The sequence below is a fragment of the Bordetella tumulicola genome (assembly GCF_054779135.1).
The window spans coordinates 333,004-348,622 of record NZ_BAAGYU010000010.1; the positions used below are offsets into that span (position 1 = coordinate 333,004).

The window sequence follows — 15,619 nt, forward strand, 5'->3', positions numbered from 1 at the left end:
TGCTTTGGTGAATGTCATGATGTCTCCTTGCTTTGTGTTGTTGTAGTGACCGTTCAGACGGCCAAGGTCGCCATTGTTCGCTTGGCGATATTAGTGATGTGAATCTGGCTAGTCCCTTCATAAAGACGGAACAGCCGGACGTCGCGATAGAACCGCTCCGCCACGTTGTCGGCGATATAACCGCCTCCGCCGAACACTTGCACCGTGCGGTCAGCGACGCGTCCGCACATTTCGGAGGCAAATAATTTGCACATAGAGGCTTCCAGCGTGACGTCCACCCCGTCATCCCGTTTTCGTGCAGTTTCGAGTACTAGCGCGCGTGCGGCATGGGCTTCGGTGTTGCTCTCCGCGATCATCTGTTGCACCAGCTGAAACTCACTGATGGGTCGACCGAATTGTTTGCGAGTCCGTGCTTGTCGCACCATTTCTGTGATCAGGCGCAGCGCGGGTCCCACACATAAACCGGCCAGATTGATGCGCTGCTTATTCAGCGCTTTCATCGCCGTACGGAATCCCTGACCTTCTTTTGCGCCAATAATGGCACTCTCATGAACGCGAACGCGTTCAAGGATGACCTCACCGACGGGTGAGCCGTGCTGCCCGAGTTTGCGATAAGCAGGCGGTGTGCTGAGTCCGGGCGTTCCACGTTCAATCAGGAACGCGGTAATCCCGGCGGCACCTTTGGCTTGAGGGTCGGTGCGTGCGAAGACCGTGAAAAGATTGGCGATAGGGGCATTGGTGATAAAGCATTTTTTGCCGCTGATCTCGTAGTACTCTCCATCGCGCACCGCGGTAGTCTGTAATGCAGTGGCATCAGAGCCGGCCTCGGGCTCAGTGAGTGCAAAGCAGCCGGTGACTTCGCCGCTCGCCAGCAACGGCAAATACTTGCGCTTTTGTTCGGGCGTACCGTCGACCACCAACGACTCGGAGGCTATGCCGGTATTGCCGCCAAAACGGGCCCGAAATGCGGTGGCGACCTGGGAGACTTCGATGTTTACCCGTGCCAGTTCTTCAGTCGTCAGGCCTGCACCGCCATACTCCTCGGGAATGCTGTGGCCGAACAAGCCCAGATCGCGCATGCGCTGTACGACAGATTCGGGGATCTCATCGGTTTGATCGACAAGCGGCTCTATCGGTTTGCACTCTGTTTCCAGGAATGTGCGGATTTGCTGCAGCATGGTGTCGAACTTGACGGGATTTCGAATCATGGTGGTCCTTGATAGTGGCAATCGTTCAATGCAGGCCTTGAGAAAACTCCAACTGGTGGACGGATTCTTTCAGTAGCGGTATGACTTCGTGTACAAGGCGGTCTTTTTGTGCGCGGTGGGCCGCGATGGTGCAGTTCATGGCTAGCGGCGGCTCATCGGGACGCTGCCGTATCGGCACCGCCACGGCATGTATGTCTTTTTGCCAGTCGCCCTGCGAATGGCAGTACCCATAGGCCGTAAACCGTTTGACATCGGCTTCCCAAAACGCCCGGCATTGCTCGAAATCTTGCGGGTTCTGCACCTTCAGGTAGTTCAAAATAGCCGTGCGCTCCGTGGCGGGATAGGCCAGGATCAAGGCGCGTCCGATTGAGCTGAGCAGCAAGGGGCGAGAGGTTCCGATATCGGGCAAATGCTGGTTGGCTGAATCGGCGCGTACAGAGTCGATATAGACCACATTGCCTCGATCCCTAATTCCCAGATTCACCGTGCAGCCGGTCGCGCGAGCCAGTGATTCCATGAGTGGTTTGGCCAGTTGACGCACCTGCATACTGGCAAGCAACGGGTGGCCCAATGACAGCACGCCAGGGCCCAGTCGGTATTTCTGCAGCTTCGGATCGCGAGCCAGATAGCCCAACAACGTCAGGGTGTATGTCAATCTGGAAACGGTCGGTTTTGCCAGACCCGTGCGATCCGCGATTTCGCGATTGCCGAGTAATGGTGTCGACGCGGAGAACGCGCGCAGTACCTCCAGACCTCTGGCCAGATTCATAGAGAATTGGCGGTCTGACGATAGGTCATGTGGGTTGACCAGGCCGGGAAGGGTGATGACGTTCACGTTGCGGTTTTTCTCAGTAGGCGCGGACATGATTGGTCCTTTGAAATGGGCAGTCAACGATTTGATCGAAGCATTTCGCTGTGCAAAACACTTCATTGTGGCGCACGGCAGGTTCGGGCATAAAGAGGTTCTACGTAACTTGTCCTTCACCTTCGCATGACACAGACCGCTTCCCATCCCGGTGCCCTGGCCGGTGTACGAATCCTAGATATGGCGACCGTTCTGGCTGCCCCCAGTGGTGCGACGCTGTGTGCGGATCATGGCGCCGACGTGGTCAAACTGGAATTGCCCGATGGCAGTGATGCGCTGCGTCACATGCAGCCCATCAAAGACGGCACGCCCTTATGGTGGAAGGTCGTTAACCGTGGGAAACGGGGAATCACACTGGATGTAAGAAAGCCCAAGGGCAGGGAAATATTCTTGTCTATGCTGCCGAAGTTCGATGTGTTGGTAGAGAATTTTCGTAGCGGTAGTCTGGATAAATGGGGGCTGGATATTGAAACGCTGCATCGCGTCAATCCCCGCCTCATTGTCGTGCGGCTGACGGGATTCGGACAGACCGGCCCATATCGGTCTCGGGCAGGTTTTGCTCGTGTCTTCGAGGCGATGAGTGGCTTTACCAACTTGACCGGGGAGGTTGGCGGGTCTCCACTGCACAGCAACTTTCCGCTAGGCGATTCCATCGCTGGGATATTCTGCGCATTTTCCATTGCGGCCGAAGTCGCTCGTCTGCGGGGGAATCCTGACGCTGCAGGCGTCGAAGTCGATCTGGCCGCGACAGAGGCGTTGTTTCGGATGCTTGATCCGCTACCCGTGGAACATGAGCAGTTGGGACAGGTACGGTGTGCCGCCGGAAATCGCACGTCATATACCGCGCCCTCTAATATGTATCGCAGTCTTGATGGCGTGCATTTTTCACTGGTGGCGTCATCACAGGCCGTTTACGTTCGCTTGTGTAAGGCAGTGGGACGCGCTGACTTGATTACCGATCCCAATTACGACACGTTGCCTAAACGCGTACTGAACATCGATTCTCTGGATAACCAGTTCGCAGAATGGTTCGCCGCACACCGATATGTGGATATCTGTGCACAGCTTGAACCGTATGAGATTCCCTTTAGTAAGGTCTACGATATTACTGATATCAAGGCAGACCCTCATTTTCAGGCGCGCCAAGCCATTATCCGGTTACCGGATGCCGATTACGGCAGCGTGCCGGCGCCGTGCATCGTTCCACGTGTGATGGGTCGCGATATGCCGATCCCTCGTTCCGGGCCGGCAGTGGGTGAGCATAACGCTGAGGTTTATGCCGAGTTTGGGATTAGCGAAGAGATGCTGTCAGCATTGCGTGACCAGCGCGTTATCTAAGACATGAGGGGCAAGACTATGGAGCATTCGGATTCCCTTGATCGGTTTGATGCGTTGGTGACGCGTCGCACTGACGGCCATACCCGGTCTGCCATCGAGCCATTGGATGTGTCACAGTTGACTGCGGGAGAGGTTGTACTGAAAACCCGTTATGCAGGCGTGAACTACAAGGACTCTCTCGCGATCACCGGCCGCGCAAAGATCATTACTGAGTTTCCTCGAGTGGCGGGTATTGAAGCTGTGGGAGAAGTCATTCGTTCCGACGCTGACGGCTTTGCGCCCGGGGATGGTGTGCTGGTTCACGGGTTCCAGACCGGCATTGCCTACGATGGCGGTTTTGCCGAGCGAGTGCGGGTATCGGCCGATCATCTGCAGTTTGTGCCGAATGGTTTGACGCAACGCCAGACGGCGGTTTTGGGTGTACCCGGATTTACGGTGGCGATGGCGCTGGATCGCTTCGAGGCCAATGGCCTGCGTCCCGATGCCGGGCCTATTGCCGTGTCTGGTGCCACTGGGGCCGTGGGTATGTTGGCCATTGCCATTTTGGCTCAAGCGGGTTACGAGGTTGCTGCCATTACGCGCCGGATGGCGCAAACAGAGGTACTGCGCAAGCTGGGTGCTACCGAGGTCATAGATGCAGGGCAAACGCTTTCAACTCGACCGCTGGAGTCTGCCCGATTTTCCGCGGCCATCGATAACGTGGGTGGCCAGACGCTTTCATGGTTATTACGCTCCATGAAGGACGGCGGTCAACTCGCGTCAGTCGGCAACGCCTCCGGCAATACGTATGACGGCAGTGTGCTGCCCTTCATCATGCGCCGCGTTCAGATGTTTGGCATCGTTGCCAATGCTTCTTGGCCGGAACGTAGGCGCTTGTGGGGAAAGCTGGCCTCAGATTGGAAGCCCGATTTCGCGGTGGTCGAACCCCACGTGTCTATGATTCCTCTGGTTGATCTGCTCCCGCAAGCAGAGCGTCAATTGAGCGGTCAGACGACCGGCAGGACGATCGTGGCGTTTGGAGATCGCTCGTGAGTGGCCCGCTGACGGGCCTTCGGGTACTGGAGATGGAAGCGATCGGACCGGTCCCTTGGGCCGCAATGATGCTTGCGGATATGGGGGCAACGGTGACGCGTGTGGAGCGGCCCGTGGCAGCCGATATGGGGCTTGCGCGAGAGGCGCGTTATGAGTTGACCTCCAGGGGAAAGCAGGGTGTCGCCGCAGATCTGAAAACAGATGCGGGCCGAGCAACCGTGCTCGATCTTGTGGCACAGTCAGACGTCTTGCTGGAGGGCTTGCGGCCGGGCGTGATGGAGCGTTTGGGTCTGGGTCCCGAGACATGCTTGGAACAGAATCCCGCGTTGATCTACGGCCGAATGACAGGCTGGGGCCAGACAGGCCCGCAGGCGCAGACAGTCGGCCATGACATCAACTACCTGGCTGCCACCGGCGTGTTGCATGCCATTGGCCCCGCAGAAGGGCCACCCGCAGTACCGCTAAATCTGATCGGTGATTTCGGCGCGGGGGGGATGCTGCTGCTGGTTGGCGTGCTGGCCGCGCTGTTTGAAGCACGCACGAGTGGAAAAGGACAGGTGATCGACGCCGCCATGGTAGATGGATCACTGCTGTTGTTAGCGCCGATTCTGGGACGCTGGCAAGCGGGGCAATGGGAGGATAGGCGGGCGGCCAATTTTCTGGACGGCGGCGCGCATTTCTATACCACCTATGCAACCTCTGATGGTCAAGCCATGGCGGTGGGCGCCATTGAACCGCGTTTTTATAACGCCCTGCTCGAGGGGCTGGAGCTGGACAAGGCATCGTTGCCTGCTCAGCACGACCGCACTTGTTGGCCCGAGATGCGCTCTCGGTTCGCCGATATCTTCAAGCAGCATCCACGCGAGTACTGGGTGCGACGTTTTGAAGGAACCGAGGCCTGTGTGTCGCCCGTGTTGTCACTAGAAGAAGCGACAACACACCGACATTTCTTGGTACGGGATAATTTTCTTCAGATCGATCAGGTCTTGCATCCCGCACCCGCACCGCGTTTTTCACGAACCCCTTGTGCGGTTCCGTCTTCCCCAGCCCATCGGCATTCGGAATAAATTATTCCGCTATTCCGCCGAGAGCACCCCGCGCCGGACTTGATCGCGCTCAATGGACTCAAAGAGCGCTTTGAAGTTGCCTTCGCCAAAGCCGCTATCGCCCTTGCGTTGGATGAACTCGAAAAACACGGGGCCCAGCAACGTTTCTGAGAAGATCTGCAGCAGCAGGCGGCGTTCCCCACCTTCTGATGTACCGTCAAGCAAGATGCCGCGCGATTGCAGTTCCTCGACGGGTTCGCCGTGGTCGGGCAGGCGACCTTCCAGCATCTCGTAGTAGGTCTGCGGCGGTGCGGTCATGAAACGCGTACCGCTGGCTTTCAGGGCGTCCCACGTTTTGAGCAGATCGTCGGTCAGGAAGGCCACGTGCTGGATGCCTTCGCCGTTGAACTGCATCAGAAACTCTTCGATCTGGCCGGCGCCCTTGGAGGACTCTTCGTTCAACGGGATGCGGATCATGCCGTCTGGCGCGGTCATGGCTTTGGACGTCAAGCCGGTGTATTCGCCTTTGATGTCAAAGTAGCGAATCTCGCGGAAGTTGAAGAGTTTCTCGTAGAACTCCGCCCAGTACGCCATGCGGCCGCGATAGACGTTATGCGTCAGGTGGTCGACGATTTTCAGGCCCGCACCGACGGGATGGCGGTCAATGCCTTCGATGAATTGAAAGTCGATATCGTAGATGGACGAGCCTTCTTCGAAACGGTCGATCAGATACAGGGGGGCGCCACCGATACCCTTGATGGCAGGCAGGCGCAGCTCCATAAAGCCCGTATGGATTTCCACGGGCTGGGCACCGAGATCGAGCGCACGCTGATGGGCCTGCTGGGCGTTGCGGACACGAAAAGCCAAGCCACATACCGATGGGCCGTGCTCTGCGGCGAAATAAGCCGCCGGGCTATCAGGCTCGCTATTGACGATGGCGTTGATGTCCCCTTGGCGAAACAGCGATACAGCCTTGGAACGGTGATTGGCGACTTTGGTGAATCCCATGCTTTCGAGCACGGGTTCGATGACGTTTGGGGTGGGCGAGGCGAATTCAATGAATTCAAAGCCCATGAGGCCCATGGGATTGTCGAAAAGGTCTGCCATTTTCTGGCTCCTGAGTGTGCGTAGCGTGAACGTGAAGCTTGGCGAAGCAAACCGTTCAGATGGGTGGCGCACAGGGGCGGCCCCGCACACTGCGTGCCAGGTAATCGCCGATCAGGAGTTGAAAGCCCAGAAATTTCATTGCAAGCAGGGTAAACGGCGCTGGAAATGCGCCCGGGCCGCCTGTCGAGACGCCCTATGGATCTGACAGCATTGCATGCGCCAAGCCGTGACGTCAAGCTCCAATGATGTGTAGACTGCCAGTTCGTTGATGGCGGCAGGGTCATGTGTGCTAGCAGCGAGTGTCAGTCATAAAAAAATGATGAGGGATGTAATGGTTAAGCTGCGGGCATTACACGCATGGGTACCCGTTGTCGTGCTGCTGACCTTGTTGGCAGGTTGCGCGACCCAAACGTCAAAGACGACTCCTCGCGGGGCGAGCGAAATACAGGCCGACCTACAGCATCTGATGCCGTCGAAGGCACCGGACCGCGAGGGCTGGGCACGGGATATCGCGGTGGCCTTTACGGCACAGGGGCTGGACTCGAGCCGTGACAACCTCTGTGCCGTGGTCGCGATTACGGAGCAGGAGTCCACCTTCAACGCAGATCCTGTCGTCTCTGGTTTGCCGAAAATTGCCCGTCAAGAAATCGAGCGTCGGACACAGGCCATGCATCTGCCGGCTTTTCTCGTCAACGCCGCGTTGAATATTGAGTCTCCGACAGGGAAAACGTACAACCAGCGCCTGGATACCGTACGCACCGAGCGTCAATTGAGCGAGATTTTTGAAGACTTCATCGGCATGGTGCCCATGGGGCGTCAATTGTTTAGTGGCCTGAATCCCGTGCGCACGGGCGGGCCGATGCAGGTGCGCGTCACTTTTGCCGAATCACACGCGCAGGATTATCCCTATACCGTTGATGGCTCGGTCCGTCGCGAGGTCTTCACACGACGCGGCGGGATGTACTTTGGTATTGCCCATTTGCTGGGCTATCCGGCCCATTATGATTCCGTGTTGTACCGGTTCGCGGACTTTAATGCGGGTTGGTACGCGAGTCGTAATGCCGCATTCCAGGCGGCGGTCAGCCGCCTGTCGGGCATTGAGCTGGCGCTGGATGGCGACTTGCTCATCCGCGGGGCTATCGATCCCAGCCAGACCGAACGCGCCGTGCGCACCATTCGACGACAGATGGATATCAGCGAGTCAGGTGTTCGGCGTGCACTGGAGGAGGGTGATTCCCTGGCGTTCGAGGAGACTGATCTCTATGAGCGCGTATTTGAGTGGGCGGACCGGGATGCCGGCAAACCCCTGCCGCGAGCGGTCCTGCCAGGAATCAAACTGAATAGCCCCAAGATCACGCGAAACTTGACGACCGCCTGGTTTGCCAATCGCGTGAACGATAGGTGGAAGCAGTGCATGTCTCGGGGGCGCGCCTCTTGAGATACATCAATGTTCTGCGTCATCGCTTATGCTGGTTCGGCGATATTGGGTGGGGCACTTGAGTGACCGAGTTGGGGCATTAACGGACTCAATTCGGAGGCCAGGCTGGCATAGATGGATAACGCGGTTTGGCCGTTCCACCAATACACGCGCGCTACGGGGACGCGACTTGCGATCTCTACGGCTTGGGCGAGTTCGCTTTCGATATAGTGCGTGTGGCAGCCGGCGATGATGGCTTGCGCTTTGTGTTCTGCCGTTTGTGCCGCGGTGTACCGGGCCTCGTCACGCATGATCAACGGGCCCCGAAATCCATGGAGATCGAGCCAGCCTTGGGTGCGGGTGCGGTCCTGCTCGGGGCGACCCGTAATGATGGGCAGTTCGCGGAGCTCGCGTCCCGGCAGCGTCGTATTGGGTACAAGGCCGTCGCGTTGTGACAGCGCAGCGGCGAGATTGGACGCATAGGCCTGGGTCGGTACATCAGGCAGCAGGATGCCGTCGAGATCAATGGCCCAGGACGCATAGGTCTCGGCAGGCCGATCAGGCAGATTGCCGGTGGCGTAATAGGCCGGTGTGATGGATTCGCGCTCCCAGGGGAACCACGCCCGAAAGCCGGCGGGAATTTCTATCCCGGAATCTGGCCGTATGCGCGATTGGGCGTCGTAAGCCAGCGCGAATACGTGCAGTCTATATCCTGCTGACGACAGAAACTGAATACTGTCGGACAACGTGGTGCCACGTCCGGCGATATCTTCGATCAACAGGATGTGCGTACCGGTAGGGGGCGTTTGGGCCGTGAACCACGATACGCTGCGGTGCCGTCGATCGTAGGACACCGCATACAGCGGTAGATCCAGGGCAGTGCTTGCAACGAGGGCGGGCGCCAAGCCCCCTCGCGCGACGGCCACAATCGCGTCAAAGCCCAATTGGCGCCATTGCGGCAGGTGGTCAGCGACGACCTGCTCGACGCGGGTGTAATCGTAGGAAAAGGCGGCTAGAGGGCGTGGCATGGTATGGCAGGGCTACAAATCTATGGCCAGGAAATTTTGCCATAGATCTGCTCCCTACCTGAAAATACGATAGCGTTAGGTCTCTATGATTACGTCAGCATTTGCCGAGCAGCCTGCAAGCGATGCAGGGTGATCTTGCGGACTTCGGCCTTGCTCATCTCGATATGTGATTTCAGCATGCGCACGGCTTCGTCTGTCCTGCGTGCCAAGATGGCGCGCAGAATGGCGCCGTGTTCCTGGTAGGTGGCGTCGACGCGATGGTCCTTGGTGAAGTCCAACTGCCGGATGATGCGGATCTTTTCTGTGACGTCACGATGGATTTTGGCCATCTCGGCGTTGCCAGTGGCGGCGACCAGCGCACAGTGAAAGGCTTCGTCCTGTTCGGCGACCTGGGTGCCGCTACGCAGGCGCTCTTCCGGAGGAATCAGCCAGAGATGTTTAAGGGCAGTGAGTTCGCCGTGGCTATTCATGTTGTGTAGACCACAAAGCCGCGTGACGGCGGCCTGCTCGAGCACAATGCGTACATCATACAGCGCCTCGAACCGCTCGAAGTCGAATGGGTGGACGCGCCAGCCGCTACGATGCCGTAGCAGGACAAAGCCCTCGCGTTCCAACCGGTACAGGGCTTGCCGTACGGGGGTGCGGCTGACGCCAAGCCGGGCGACGAGTTCGCTTTCGGTAAATTCGTCGCCCGGCAGCATCCGAAACTCGAAGAGATCTCGTTTGATGAGTTCGTAAGCCTGGCCGGCCAGGGTGATTCCAGGGCCCGGGGTGGCTGTTGAGCCGGGCAAAGTGATCAGATTCAGTCGCATGTCAGGAGACGGCGTACAGTGTTTCGGATGGAGCCTGAGACTCGTTGCCGACCTTTGCGTCAGGCGCGGTCGCCGTATCAATGACCAGCAGCATGTCGCCGCTATTGACGGGCTTGCCCTGCGAACAACGTATCGTCGTGATCGTGCCGCTAAACGTAGCTTTGATCGATAGCTCCATTTTCATAGCTTCTACCACCACTAGCGTATCGCCGGCCTCGACGTATTGACCTTCGCAGACTGGGATTTTCCACACGTTGCCACATAGATCGGCCGACACGGCGCGCTCGGTTCCCGAGAGCTCAAGAGTCGCTTGGTCCGGCGCATCGTGTTCGATGGTGATGGACTCCTCGGACTGCCACAGCGCGACTTCCGATTCAAAGGCGGTTTGCTGCGCCGACTTAAAGGCCTCGATGTCGGTGGCGTGTTCCGTGAGAAAGCGCTGATGAGCCGCGAAGTCAAAATTCTCTTCTTCGATGCGCAAGGTGGCACGGCCCTCACGGAAGTCCTCGCGCAGAATGGAGAGCTCGTCTTCCGTGACTGGGTAAAAGCGTACCTGATCAAAGAAACGAAGCAACCAGGGCTCGCCGCGCTGGAATACGGGGTTTTTCAGGAACTTGTTCCAGATGGGCAGCGTGCGTCCCACGAGTTGATAGCCTCCTGGAGAGTCCATGCCATAGATGCACATGTAGACACCACCGATACCAACCGTGCCTTCAGCGGTAAATGTGCGCGCTGGGTTGTATTTCGACGTCAGCAGGCGATGCCGCGGATCGATGGGAACGGCGCAGGGCGCTCCCAGATAGACATCGCCCAGACCCAGTATGAGGTAGCTGGCCTCAAAGACGATGCGGCGTACGTCATCGCGTGAACTCAGGCCATTGATGCGCTGAATGAAATCCACATTGTTTGGTAGCCACGGCGCGCTGGCTCGCACGGTCTCCTGGTAGCGTTGTACGGCGCCCAACGTAGCGCTGTCTTCGAACGCCATAGGCAGATACACGACGCGTGTTGGTATTTTCAGCGTCGGGACATCGGCTAGTGTTTCCTCGATATTCAAGAGATGTGTGATCAACGCCTCTTGGCTGATGAGGTGATTGTCGTATTGAATCTGCAGGGAACGCACGCCCGGCGAAAATTCCAGAATGCCCGTCACTGGGGTCTCGGTGAGGGTTTGCATCAACAGATGCACACGCATGCGTAGCGCGAGATCCAGCACGTTGTCCCCGTACTCCAGCAGTAGGTAGCTGTCGCCGGCTTGTCGATAGGTGACGAGCGGTTGCGCATCCGTGGCGGGCAGACTCGCCACAATGGGTGAGAGGCCGCTCAGTGCGGGTGACGATACGTCATCAGGGATCGCGGCAGTGCTGGCGATCCTGGACGACGCGTCGGACTGCAGGGTCGCAATAGCGGTCTCTTGTTGGGTTTGTAGTGTCAGGGCGTCTTCGATTGTCAATGGGGTGAAGCGTATGCGATCACCGGGGCGAACCTGGCCGACTTTCCAGAGTTCGGCTTTCGCTATCGTGACAGGGCATACGAAGCCTCCCAGACTAGGCCCATCGCGGGTCAGGATGACGGGGCTATCACCCGTAAAGTTGATGCTGCCGATCGCGTACTCACAATCGTGAATATTTGACGGATGTAGGCCGGCCTCACCACCGTCCTGCCTAGTCCAGGTGGGTTTGGGCCCCAAGAGGCGTACGCCAAGTCGATTGGAGTTGTAGTGCACTTCCCAGTCGGCCGCGAAAAACTGATCGATGGCTTGTGGCGTAAAAAAGTCGGGCGCGCCGTGCGGGCCGATTAGGACGCCGATTTGCCAGTGATTGGGGTAGTCGGGCACCAGAGCCGGATCGAGGGCGGACGGTGCTGCGTTGGGCGGTGGTGTCAGGCTGGCGGGCAATTCAGGCTGCGCGATGGGCAGCATGTCACCCGCACGCAGGCAGCGTCCCGCGTGGCCACCGAACTGGCCCAGGGCAAAGGTGGATCTGCTGCCCAGATAGCAGGGCACATCCAGGCCATTGCGTACTGCCAGATAGCTGCGGCAGCCGCTGAGGGCGCGTCCCATGACGAGAACTTGGCCTTTGCGTACGTTCACGGCCCGCCACATTGAGATGGGCTCGCCGTCTAGCGAGGCGTCCATGTGCGCCCCGGTGAGGGCAATGACTGCATCGTTGTGAAACGTCAGGCTAGGGCCGATCAGGGTGCATTCCAGGCCAGCGGCTTCGGGGGCATTACCCACGATGCGATTGGCCAACTGGAACGCGTAGTCGTCCATGGGGCCGGACGGTGGAACGCCGATGTTCCAATAGCCCACACGTCCCGGGTAGTCTTGAACGCTGGTATAGGTGCCTGCCTCCAGGATTTCTAGTGCCGCCGGATGAAAATCAAAATTGTCCAGAAAGCGCGTCGAGAGTGCGCCGGCGGCAAAGCGGGTATCTGCCGCGATTTGGCGCAGAAAGGCCAGATTGGTCGCGATGCCATGCAGTTGTGTACGCGCTAGTGCATCGCGGAGCTTGTCCAACGCCTCGTCGCGGTCAGCGCCATGCACAATCAGTTTGGCCAGCATGGGATCGTAGAACGGCGCGACCTCGGTACCGGTTTCCACCCATCCGTCCACGCGCGCATCATCAGGGAACGCGACGTGGGTCAGTACGCCCGGAGAGGGTTGAAATCCACGGGCGGGATCCTCGGCATAAAGGCGGACTTCGATGGCCGCGCCTACTGGTGGGCGTTTCAATGCATCCCAATCCAGGGGATCGCCGCAGGCGATGCGCAGCATGCATTCGATCAGGTCCAGGCCCGTGACGGCTTCGGTGACAGGGTGCTCGACTTGCAGACGGGTATTGACCTCCAGAAAGTAAAAGGCGTCGCGAGCCCCGTCGTAGATGAACTCTACGGTGCCCGCTGAGCGATAATCCACAGACTGGCCTAACAGGACTGCCGCGTTGAGTAGGGCTTCGCGAGTGGCGCGAGGCAATCCCGGGGCGGGGGTCTCTTCGATGATTTTCTGGTTGCGTCGCTGAATAGAGCAATCGCGTTCACCCAGAGCGACAACGTTGCCTCGGCCGTCCCCGAAAATCTGTACCTCGACGTGACGCGCCTGGTCGACATAGCGTTCGATGAAGGCGCCGCTATCGCGGAAGAAGGTTTGCCCTTGGTGTTGGACGGCGGCGAACGCGGTGCTCAGCTCATCTTCATTGGCACAACGCGACAGGCCGATACCGCCGCCGCCGGCCGTGCTTTTGAGCATGACGGGGTAGCCGATGTTCTCTGCTTGGCGCAAGGCCTCGGTGACATCGGTCAAGAGCCCTGTACCAGGAGTCATCGGCACATTTGCCCTCGCCGCCAGTTCGCGTGCGCGGTGTTTGAGCCCAAACTCACGCAGTTGCTGCGGCGTGGGGCCGATAAAGGCAATGTTTGCCGCATCGCAGGCTTCGGCGAACTCCGCGCTCTCGGAGAGAAAGCCATAGCCCGGGAATATCGCTTGCGCGCCCGTAGACTGAGCGGCGTCGAGGATACGATCAATGCGCAGATAGCTATCCGCGGCCGTGTCGCCGCCCAGCGCGATTGCGACATCGGCCTGGCTCACGTGAGCGGCATTGCGATCTGCATCGGAATAGACGGCCACACTTTTGATGCCTAGGCGTTTTAGTGTTCGGATCGCCCGCACAGCGATCTCGCCGCGGTTCGCAATGAGTACGGTATGAAACATGATGGCTTTCCCCTAGGAGGCGTGTCGGGCGTTGCGCGAGACGTGATGGGTCTGTTCGTTATGCTGCTGCGGCTTCTTTCAAGTGCTTGAGATACGCGCGCCAGCCTCCGAACTCGGTGACGTCGCGAGCCCCTTCGATGCCGTACGGCTCGCAGATAAAGCCTTTCACGAGACGCTGGTCGGCTAATTCCAGTGTGCCAATACCCAAGGGCGCGGGGATCTCTGCGACGAACTCACCAAACGCCTCGTGCGACAGTTCCCAGATTTCGACGGCGATCGATGTCCCTTGCGTCACGCGCACCAAGCCCGGTTTGGGTGGTGTGCTGTTGGCCAGTGCATAAAGTCGGTAGTTCGGCGCACTGTGTGTCGCTTCGATGAAGCGGGCATTGCGAGAGGTCAATTGATGGTTCAACGGCATGCCGTGCAGGTGTGCGCCGACGACGGCGATTTGCACGGTTCGGGATGCGTCGACGATCGGTGCGAACGAGGTTGGTCGTGCTCGCCCGGTGGCGCCCAGCATGCCCGGCTGGACTTGTTCCCATCGGCGGCCGAACTCGGCCAGAGCGCGATCATGCCAGGCCAACCCGATCAGCGTGATACCACAAGGCAATCCATCCTCGCGCAGACCCGCCGGCAGTGCGAGAGCGGATAGATCCGCGAGGTTCGTAAAGTTGGTATAGGTACCGAGTCGCGTGTTAAGCGTCACGGGCTCTGCGCGAAGTTGCGCGATGGTATAGATGGAGGGTGTGGTCGGTACGACCAGCGCATCGAAATCGGCCAACGCCTGCTGGATGATGCGAGTCAGGGCGGCACGACGGTATTCCGCATCGAAGGTGTCAACGGCGGTGTAGCCAGCGGCTTGCTCAATAATGCTGTGCACGATGGGATCGATCTCATCGGGCGCACGTTCATACAACTCGCGTATCGCCGCGTAGCGTTCGGCGACCCACGGGCCTTGATAGAGCAGATCGGCCAGTTCGCGAAACGCCGTGAAATCGATGGGCTCCAGTGTGGCGCCCATATCTCGCAAGGCCTGTAATGCACGTTCGTAGGCGGCCTTTGCCTGAGTGTCGCCAAAGAACTCGAGCTGGGTGGGGATGGCCAACCGTGGTAGACGTGCCAACCGGGCGGGCATGACAGGCGTGGGCCTGGAATACGGATCTTGTTCGTCGTATCCGGCGGCGATCGCAGCGATGTTGTCGGCATCATCGACGGTCAGGGAAAAGATCGATACGCAGTCCAGCGTACGGCATGCGGGTACCACGCCGCGTGTGCTTAACCACCCCTTCGTGGGTTTGAGCCCAACGATATTGTTAAAGCCCGCAGGCACGCGGCCCGAACCCGCGGTATCGGTGCCCAGGGAAAAAGCCACCAGGCCGCGCGCGACAACGCTGGCAGAGCCGGAACTCGACCCGCCGCTGACGTAGGCCGGGTTGAACGTGTTGGGGACGGCGCCGTGGGGAGAGCGAGTGCCGACCAGGCCGGTCGCAAACTGGTCTAGATTCGTCTTGCCGATCAGAATGGCGCCCGCAGCGCGTAAACGTTGTACGACGTTCGCGTCTTCGGATGCCACGTACGCGTAGGCGGGGCAGGCTGCGGTAGTGAACCACCCCGCGGCATCGATATTGTCTTTAATGGCGAACGGTACACCGTACAGCGGCAACTGGGTCAGGTCTCCGTGAACCTGTGTCAGGCGGTCGGTGAGTGCAGCGAGTTGATCCTCTAATTGAGCTGCGTCGGCGCGGCATATCCAGGCGGGATCGGCAGGGTCTAGGTCGGCAATGAGTTTGCTCAACAGGTCTGCGGGTTGAGCGCCATGAAGGCGGTAAGCCGCCTGCCAGTCGGCCAGTGTCCAGCCTTGAGATTGATCGGTGACAGCGTTGGGGTTCATGCCCGGAATCCTCGTGGGTATACAAGTACCTCCTATCAAGCAATCGCCATGCCAACTTGATATAGATGGCCGGAAAACCAATAACAACGCGGGTTTCAGAGGAGAGGTGTGTTTTCTGGTGCGATGCCGAACGTCGGTAATCTGCTGCATGACATCGGTGCATGCG

At 58.9% G+C, this 15,619-nt stretch carries 11 protein-coding genes; 4 read left to right on the forward strand and 7 right to left on the reverse strand.

What is annotated here, in order from left to right; all coding sequences use genetic code 11:
* Positions 1-53: 53 nt before the first annotated feature.
* Together ACYVDM_RS18800 and ACYVDM_RS18805 are read right to left on the reverse strand one after the other, a co-directional pair.
* Positions 54-1,208: an acyl-CoA dehydrogenase family protein gene (locus ACYVDM_RS18800; RefSeq protein ID WP_415787666.1), complete on the reverse strand. Its 1,155-nt coding sequence runs from the start codon at positions 1,206-1,208 to the stop codon at positions 54-56.
* Between the two features lie 25 nt (positions 1,209-1,233).
* Entirely contained in the window at positions 1,234-2,073 is an 840-nt protein-coding gene (locus ACYVDM_RS18805) for an IclR family transcriptional regulator (RefSeq protein ID WP_415787668.1), read from the reverse strand.
* 126 nt (positions 2,074-2,199) lie between these two features.
* Here ACYVDM_RS18805 and ACYVDM_RS18810 point away from each other — a divergent pair, with 126 nt between their 5' ends.
* From ACYVDM_RS18810 to ACYVDM_RS18820, 3 genes are read left to right on the forward strand one after another with little or no spacing between them, the layout of a single operon-like run.
* The gene (locus ACYVDM_RS18810) at positions 2,200-3,411 is read left to right on the forward strand and encodes a CaiB/BaiF CoA transferase family protein (protein ID WP_415787670.1); all 1,212 of its coding nucleotides are present in this window, start codon (positions 2,200-2,202) and stop codon (positions 3,409-3,411) included.
* A gap of 18 nt (positions 3,412-3,429) precedes the next feature.
* The gene (locus ACYVDM_RS18815) at positions 3,430-4,443 is read left to right on the forward strand and encodes a YhdH/YhfP family quinone oxidoreductase (protein WP_415787672.1); all 1,014 of its coding nucleotides are present in this window, start codon (positions 3,430-3,432) and stop codon (positions 4,441-4,443) included.
* Positions 4,440-5,510 (forward strand): CaiB/BaiF CoA transferase family protein, encoded by a 1,071-nt coding sequence (locus ACYVDM_RS18820; RefSeq protein WP_415787674.1) that lies wholly within the window; start codon positions 4,440-4,442, stop codon positions 5,508-5,510. Before ACYVDM_RS18815 ends, ACYVDM_RS18820 begins: the two co-directional genes overlap by 4 nt.
* A gap of 9 nt (positions 5,511-5,519) precedes the next feature.
* On the opposite strand, the gene hppD is transcribed toward ACYVDM_RS18820, so the two are convergent.
* Positions 5,520-6,596, reverse strand: coding sequence for a 4-hydroxyphenylpyruvate dioxygenase (gene hppD, locus ACYVDM_RS18825; RefSeq protein WP_415787676.1), 1,077 nt, complete (start codon positions 6,594-6,596; stop codon positions 5,520-5,522).
* 331 nt (positions 6,597-6,927) lie between these two features.
* Between hppD and ACYVDM_RS18830 the strand changes: the two genes are divergently transcribed.
* A complete protein-coding gene (locus ACYVDM_RS18830) occupies positions 6,928-8,034 on the forward strand; it encodes a DUF1615 domain-containing protein (protein WP_415787678.1) in 1,107 nt (368 codons plus the stop codon).
* A 26-nt stretch (positions 8,035-8,060) separates the two neighbouring features.
* Here ACYVDM_RS18830 and ACYVDM_RS18835 read toward each other — a convergent pair whose 3' ends face one another.
* The 4 genes from ACYVDM_RS18835 to atzF form a co-directional block, all read right to left on the reverse strand.
* Entirely contained in the window at positions 8,061-9,041 is a 981-nt protein-coding gene (locus tag ACYVDM_RS18835; protein WP_415787680.1) for a phosphoribosyltransferase, read from the reverse strand.
* 89 nt (positions 9,042-9,130) lie between these two features.
* Positions 9,131-9,853 carry a GntR family transcriptional regulator gene (locus ACYVDM_RS18840; RefSeq protein WP_415787682.1) on the reverse strand — a complete coding sequence of 241 codons (723 nt, stop codon included), beginning with the start codon at positions 9,851-9,853 and terminating at the stop codon, positions 9,131-9,133.
* 1 nt (position 9,854) lies between these two features.
* Entirely contained in the window at positions 9,855-13,562 is a 3,708-nt protein-coding gene (uca, locus tag ACYVDM_RS18845; protein WP_415787684.1) for an urea carboxylase, read from the reverse strand.
* A 58-nt stretch (positions 13,563-13,620) separates the two neighbouring features.
* Positions 13,621-15,453: an allophanate hydrolase gene (gene atzF / locus ACYVDM_RS18850; protein ID WP_415787685.1), complete on the reverse strand. Its 1,833-nt coding sequence runs from the start codon at positions 15,451-15,453 to the stop codon at positions 13,621-13,623.
* Positions 15,454-15,619 lie beyond the last annotated feature (166 nt).

Bases quoted from the DNA above. Each gene is read 5' to 3' on its own strand.
- ACYVDM_RS18800 (WP_415787666.1), bottom strand. From the start codon at position 1,208: ATGATTCGAAATCCCGTCAAGTTCGACACCATGCTGCAGCAAATCCGC.
- ACYVDM_RS18830 (WP_415787678.1), top strand. From the start codon at position 6,928: ATGGTTAAGCTGCGGGCATTACACGCATGGGTACCCGTTGTCGTGCTG.
- ACYVDM_RS18840 (WP_415787682.1), bottom strand. From the start codon at position 9,853: ATGCGACTGAATCTGATCACTTTGCCCGGCTCAACAGCCACCCCGGGC.
- ACYVDM_RS18815 (WP_415787672.1), top strand. From the start codon at position 3,430: ATGGAGCATTCGGATTCCCTTGATCGGTTTGATGCGTTGGTGACGCGT.
- atzF (WP_415787685.1), bottom strand. From the start codon at position 15,453: ATGAACCCCAACGCTGTCACCGATCAATCTCAAGGCTGGACACTGGCC.
- ACYVDM_RS18805 (WP_415787668.1), bottom strand. From the start codon at position 2,073: ATGTCCGCGCCTACTGAGAAAAACCGCAACGTGAACGTCATCACCCTT.
- hppD (WP_415787676.1), bottom strand. From the start codon at position 6,596: ATGGCAGACCTTTTCGACAATCCCATGGGCCTCATGGGCTTTGAATTC.
- ACYVDM_RS18810 (WP_415787670.1), top strand. From the start codon at position 2,200: ATGACACAGACCGCTTCCCATCCCGGTGCCCTGGCCGGTGTACGAATC.
- ACYVDM_RS18835 (WP_415787680.1), bottom strand. From the start codon at position 9,041: ATGCCACGCCCTCTAGCCGCCTTTTCCTACGATTACACCCGCGTCGAG.
- uca (WP_415787684.1), bottom strand. From the start codon at position 13,562: ATGTTTCATACCGTACTCATTGCGAACCGCGGCGAGATCGCTGTGCGG.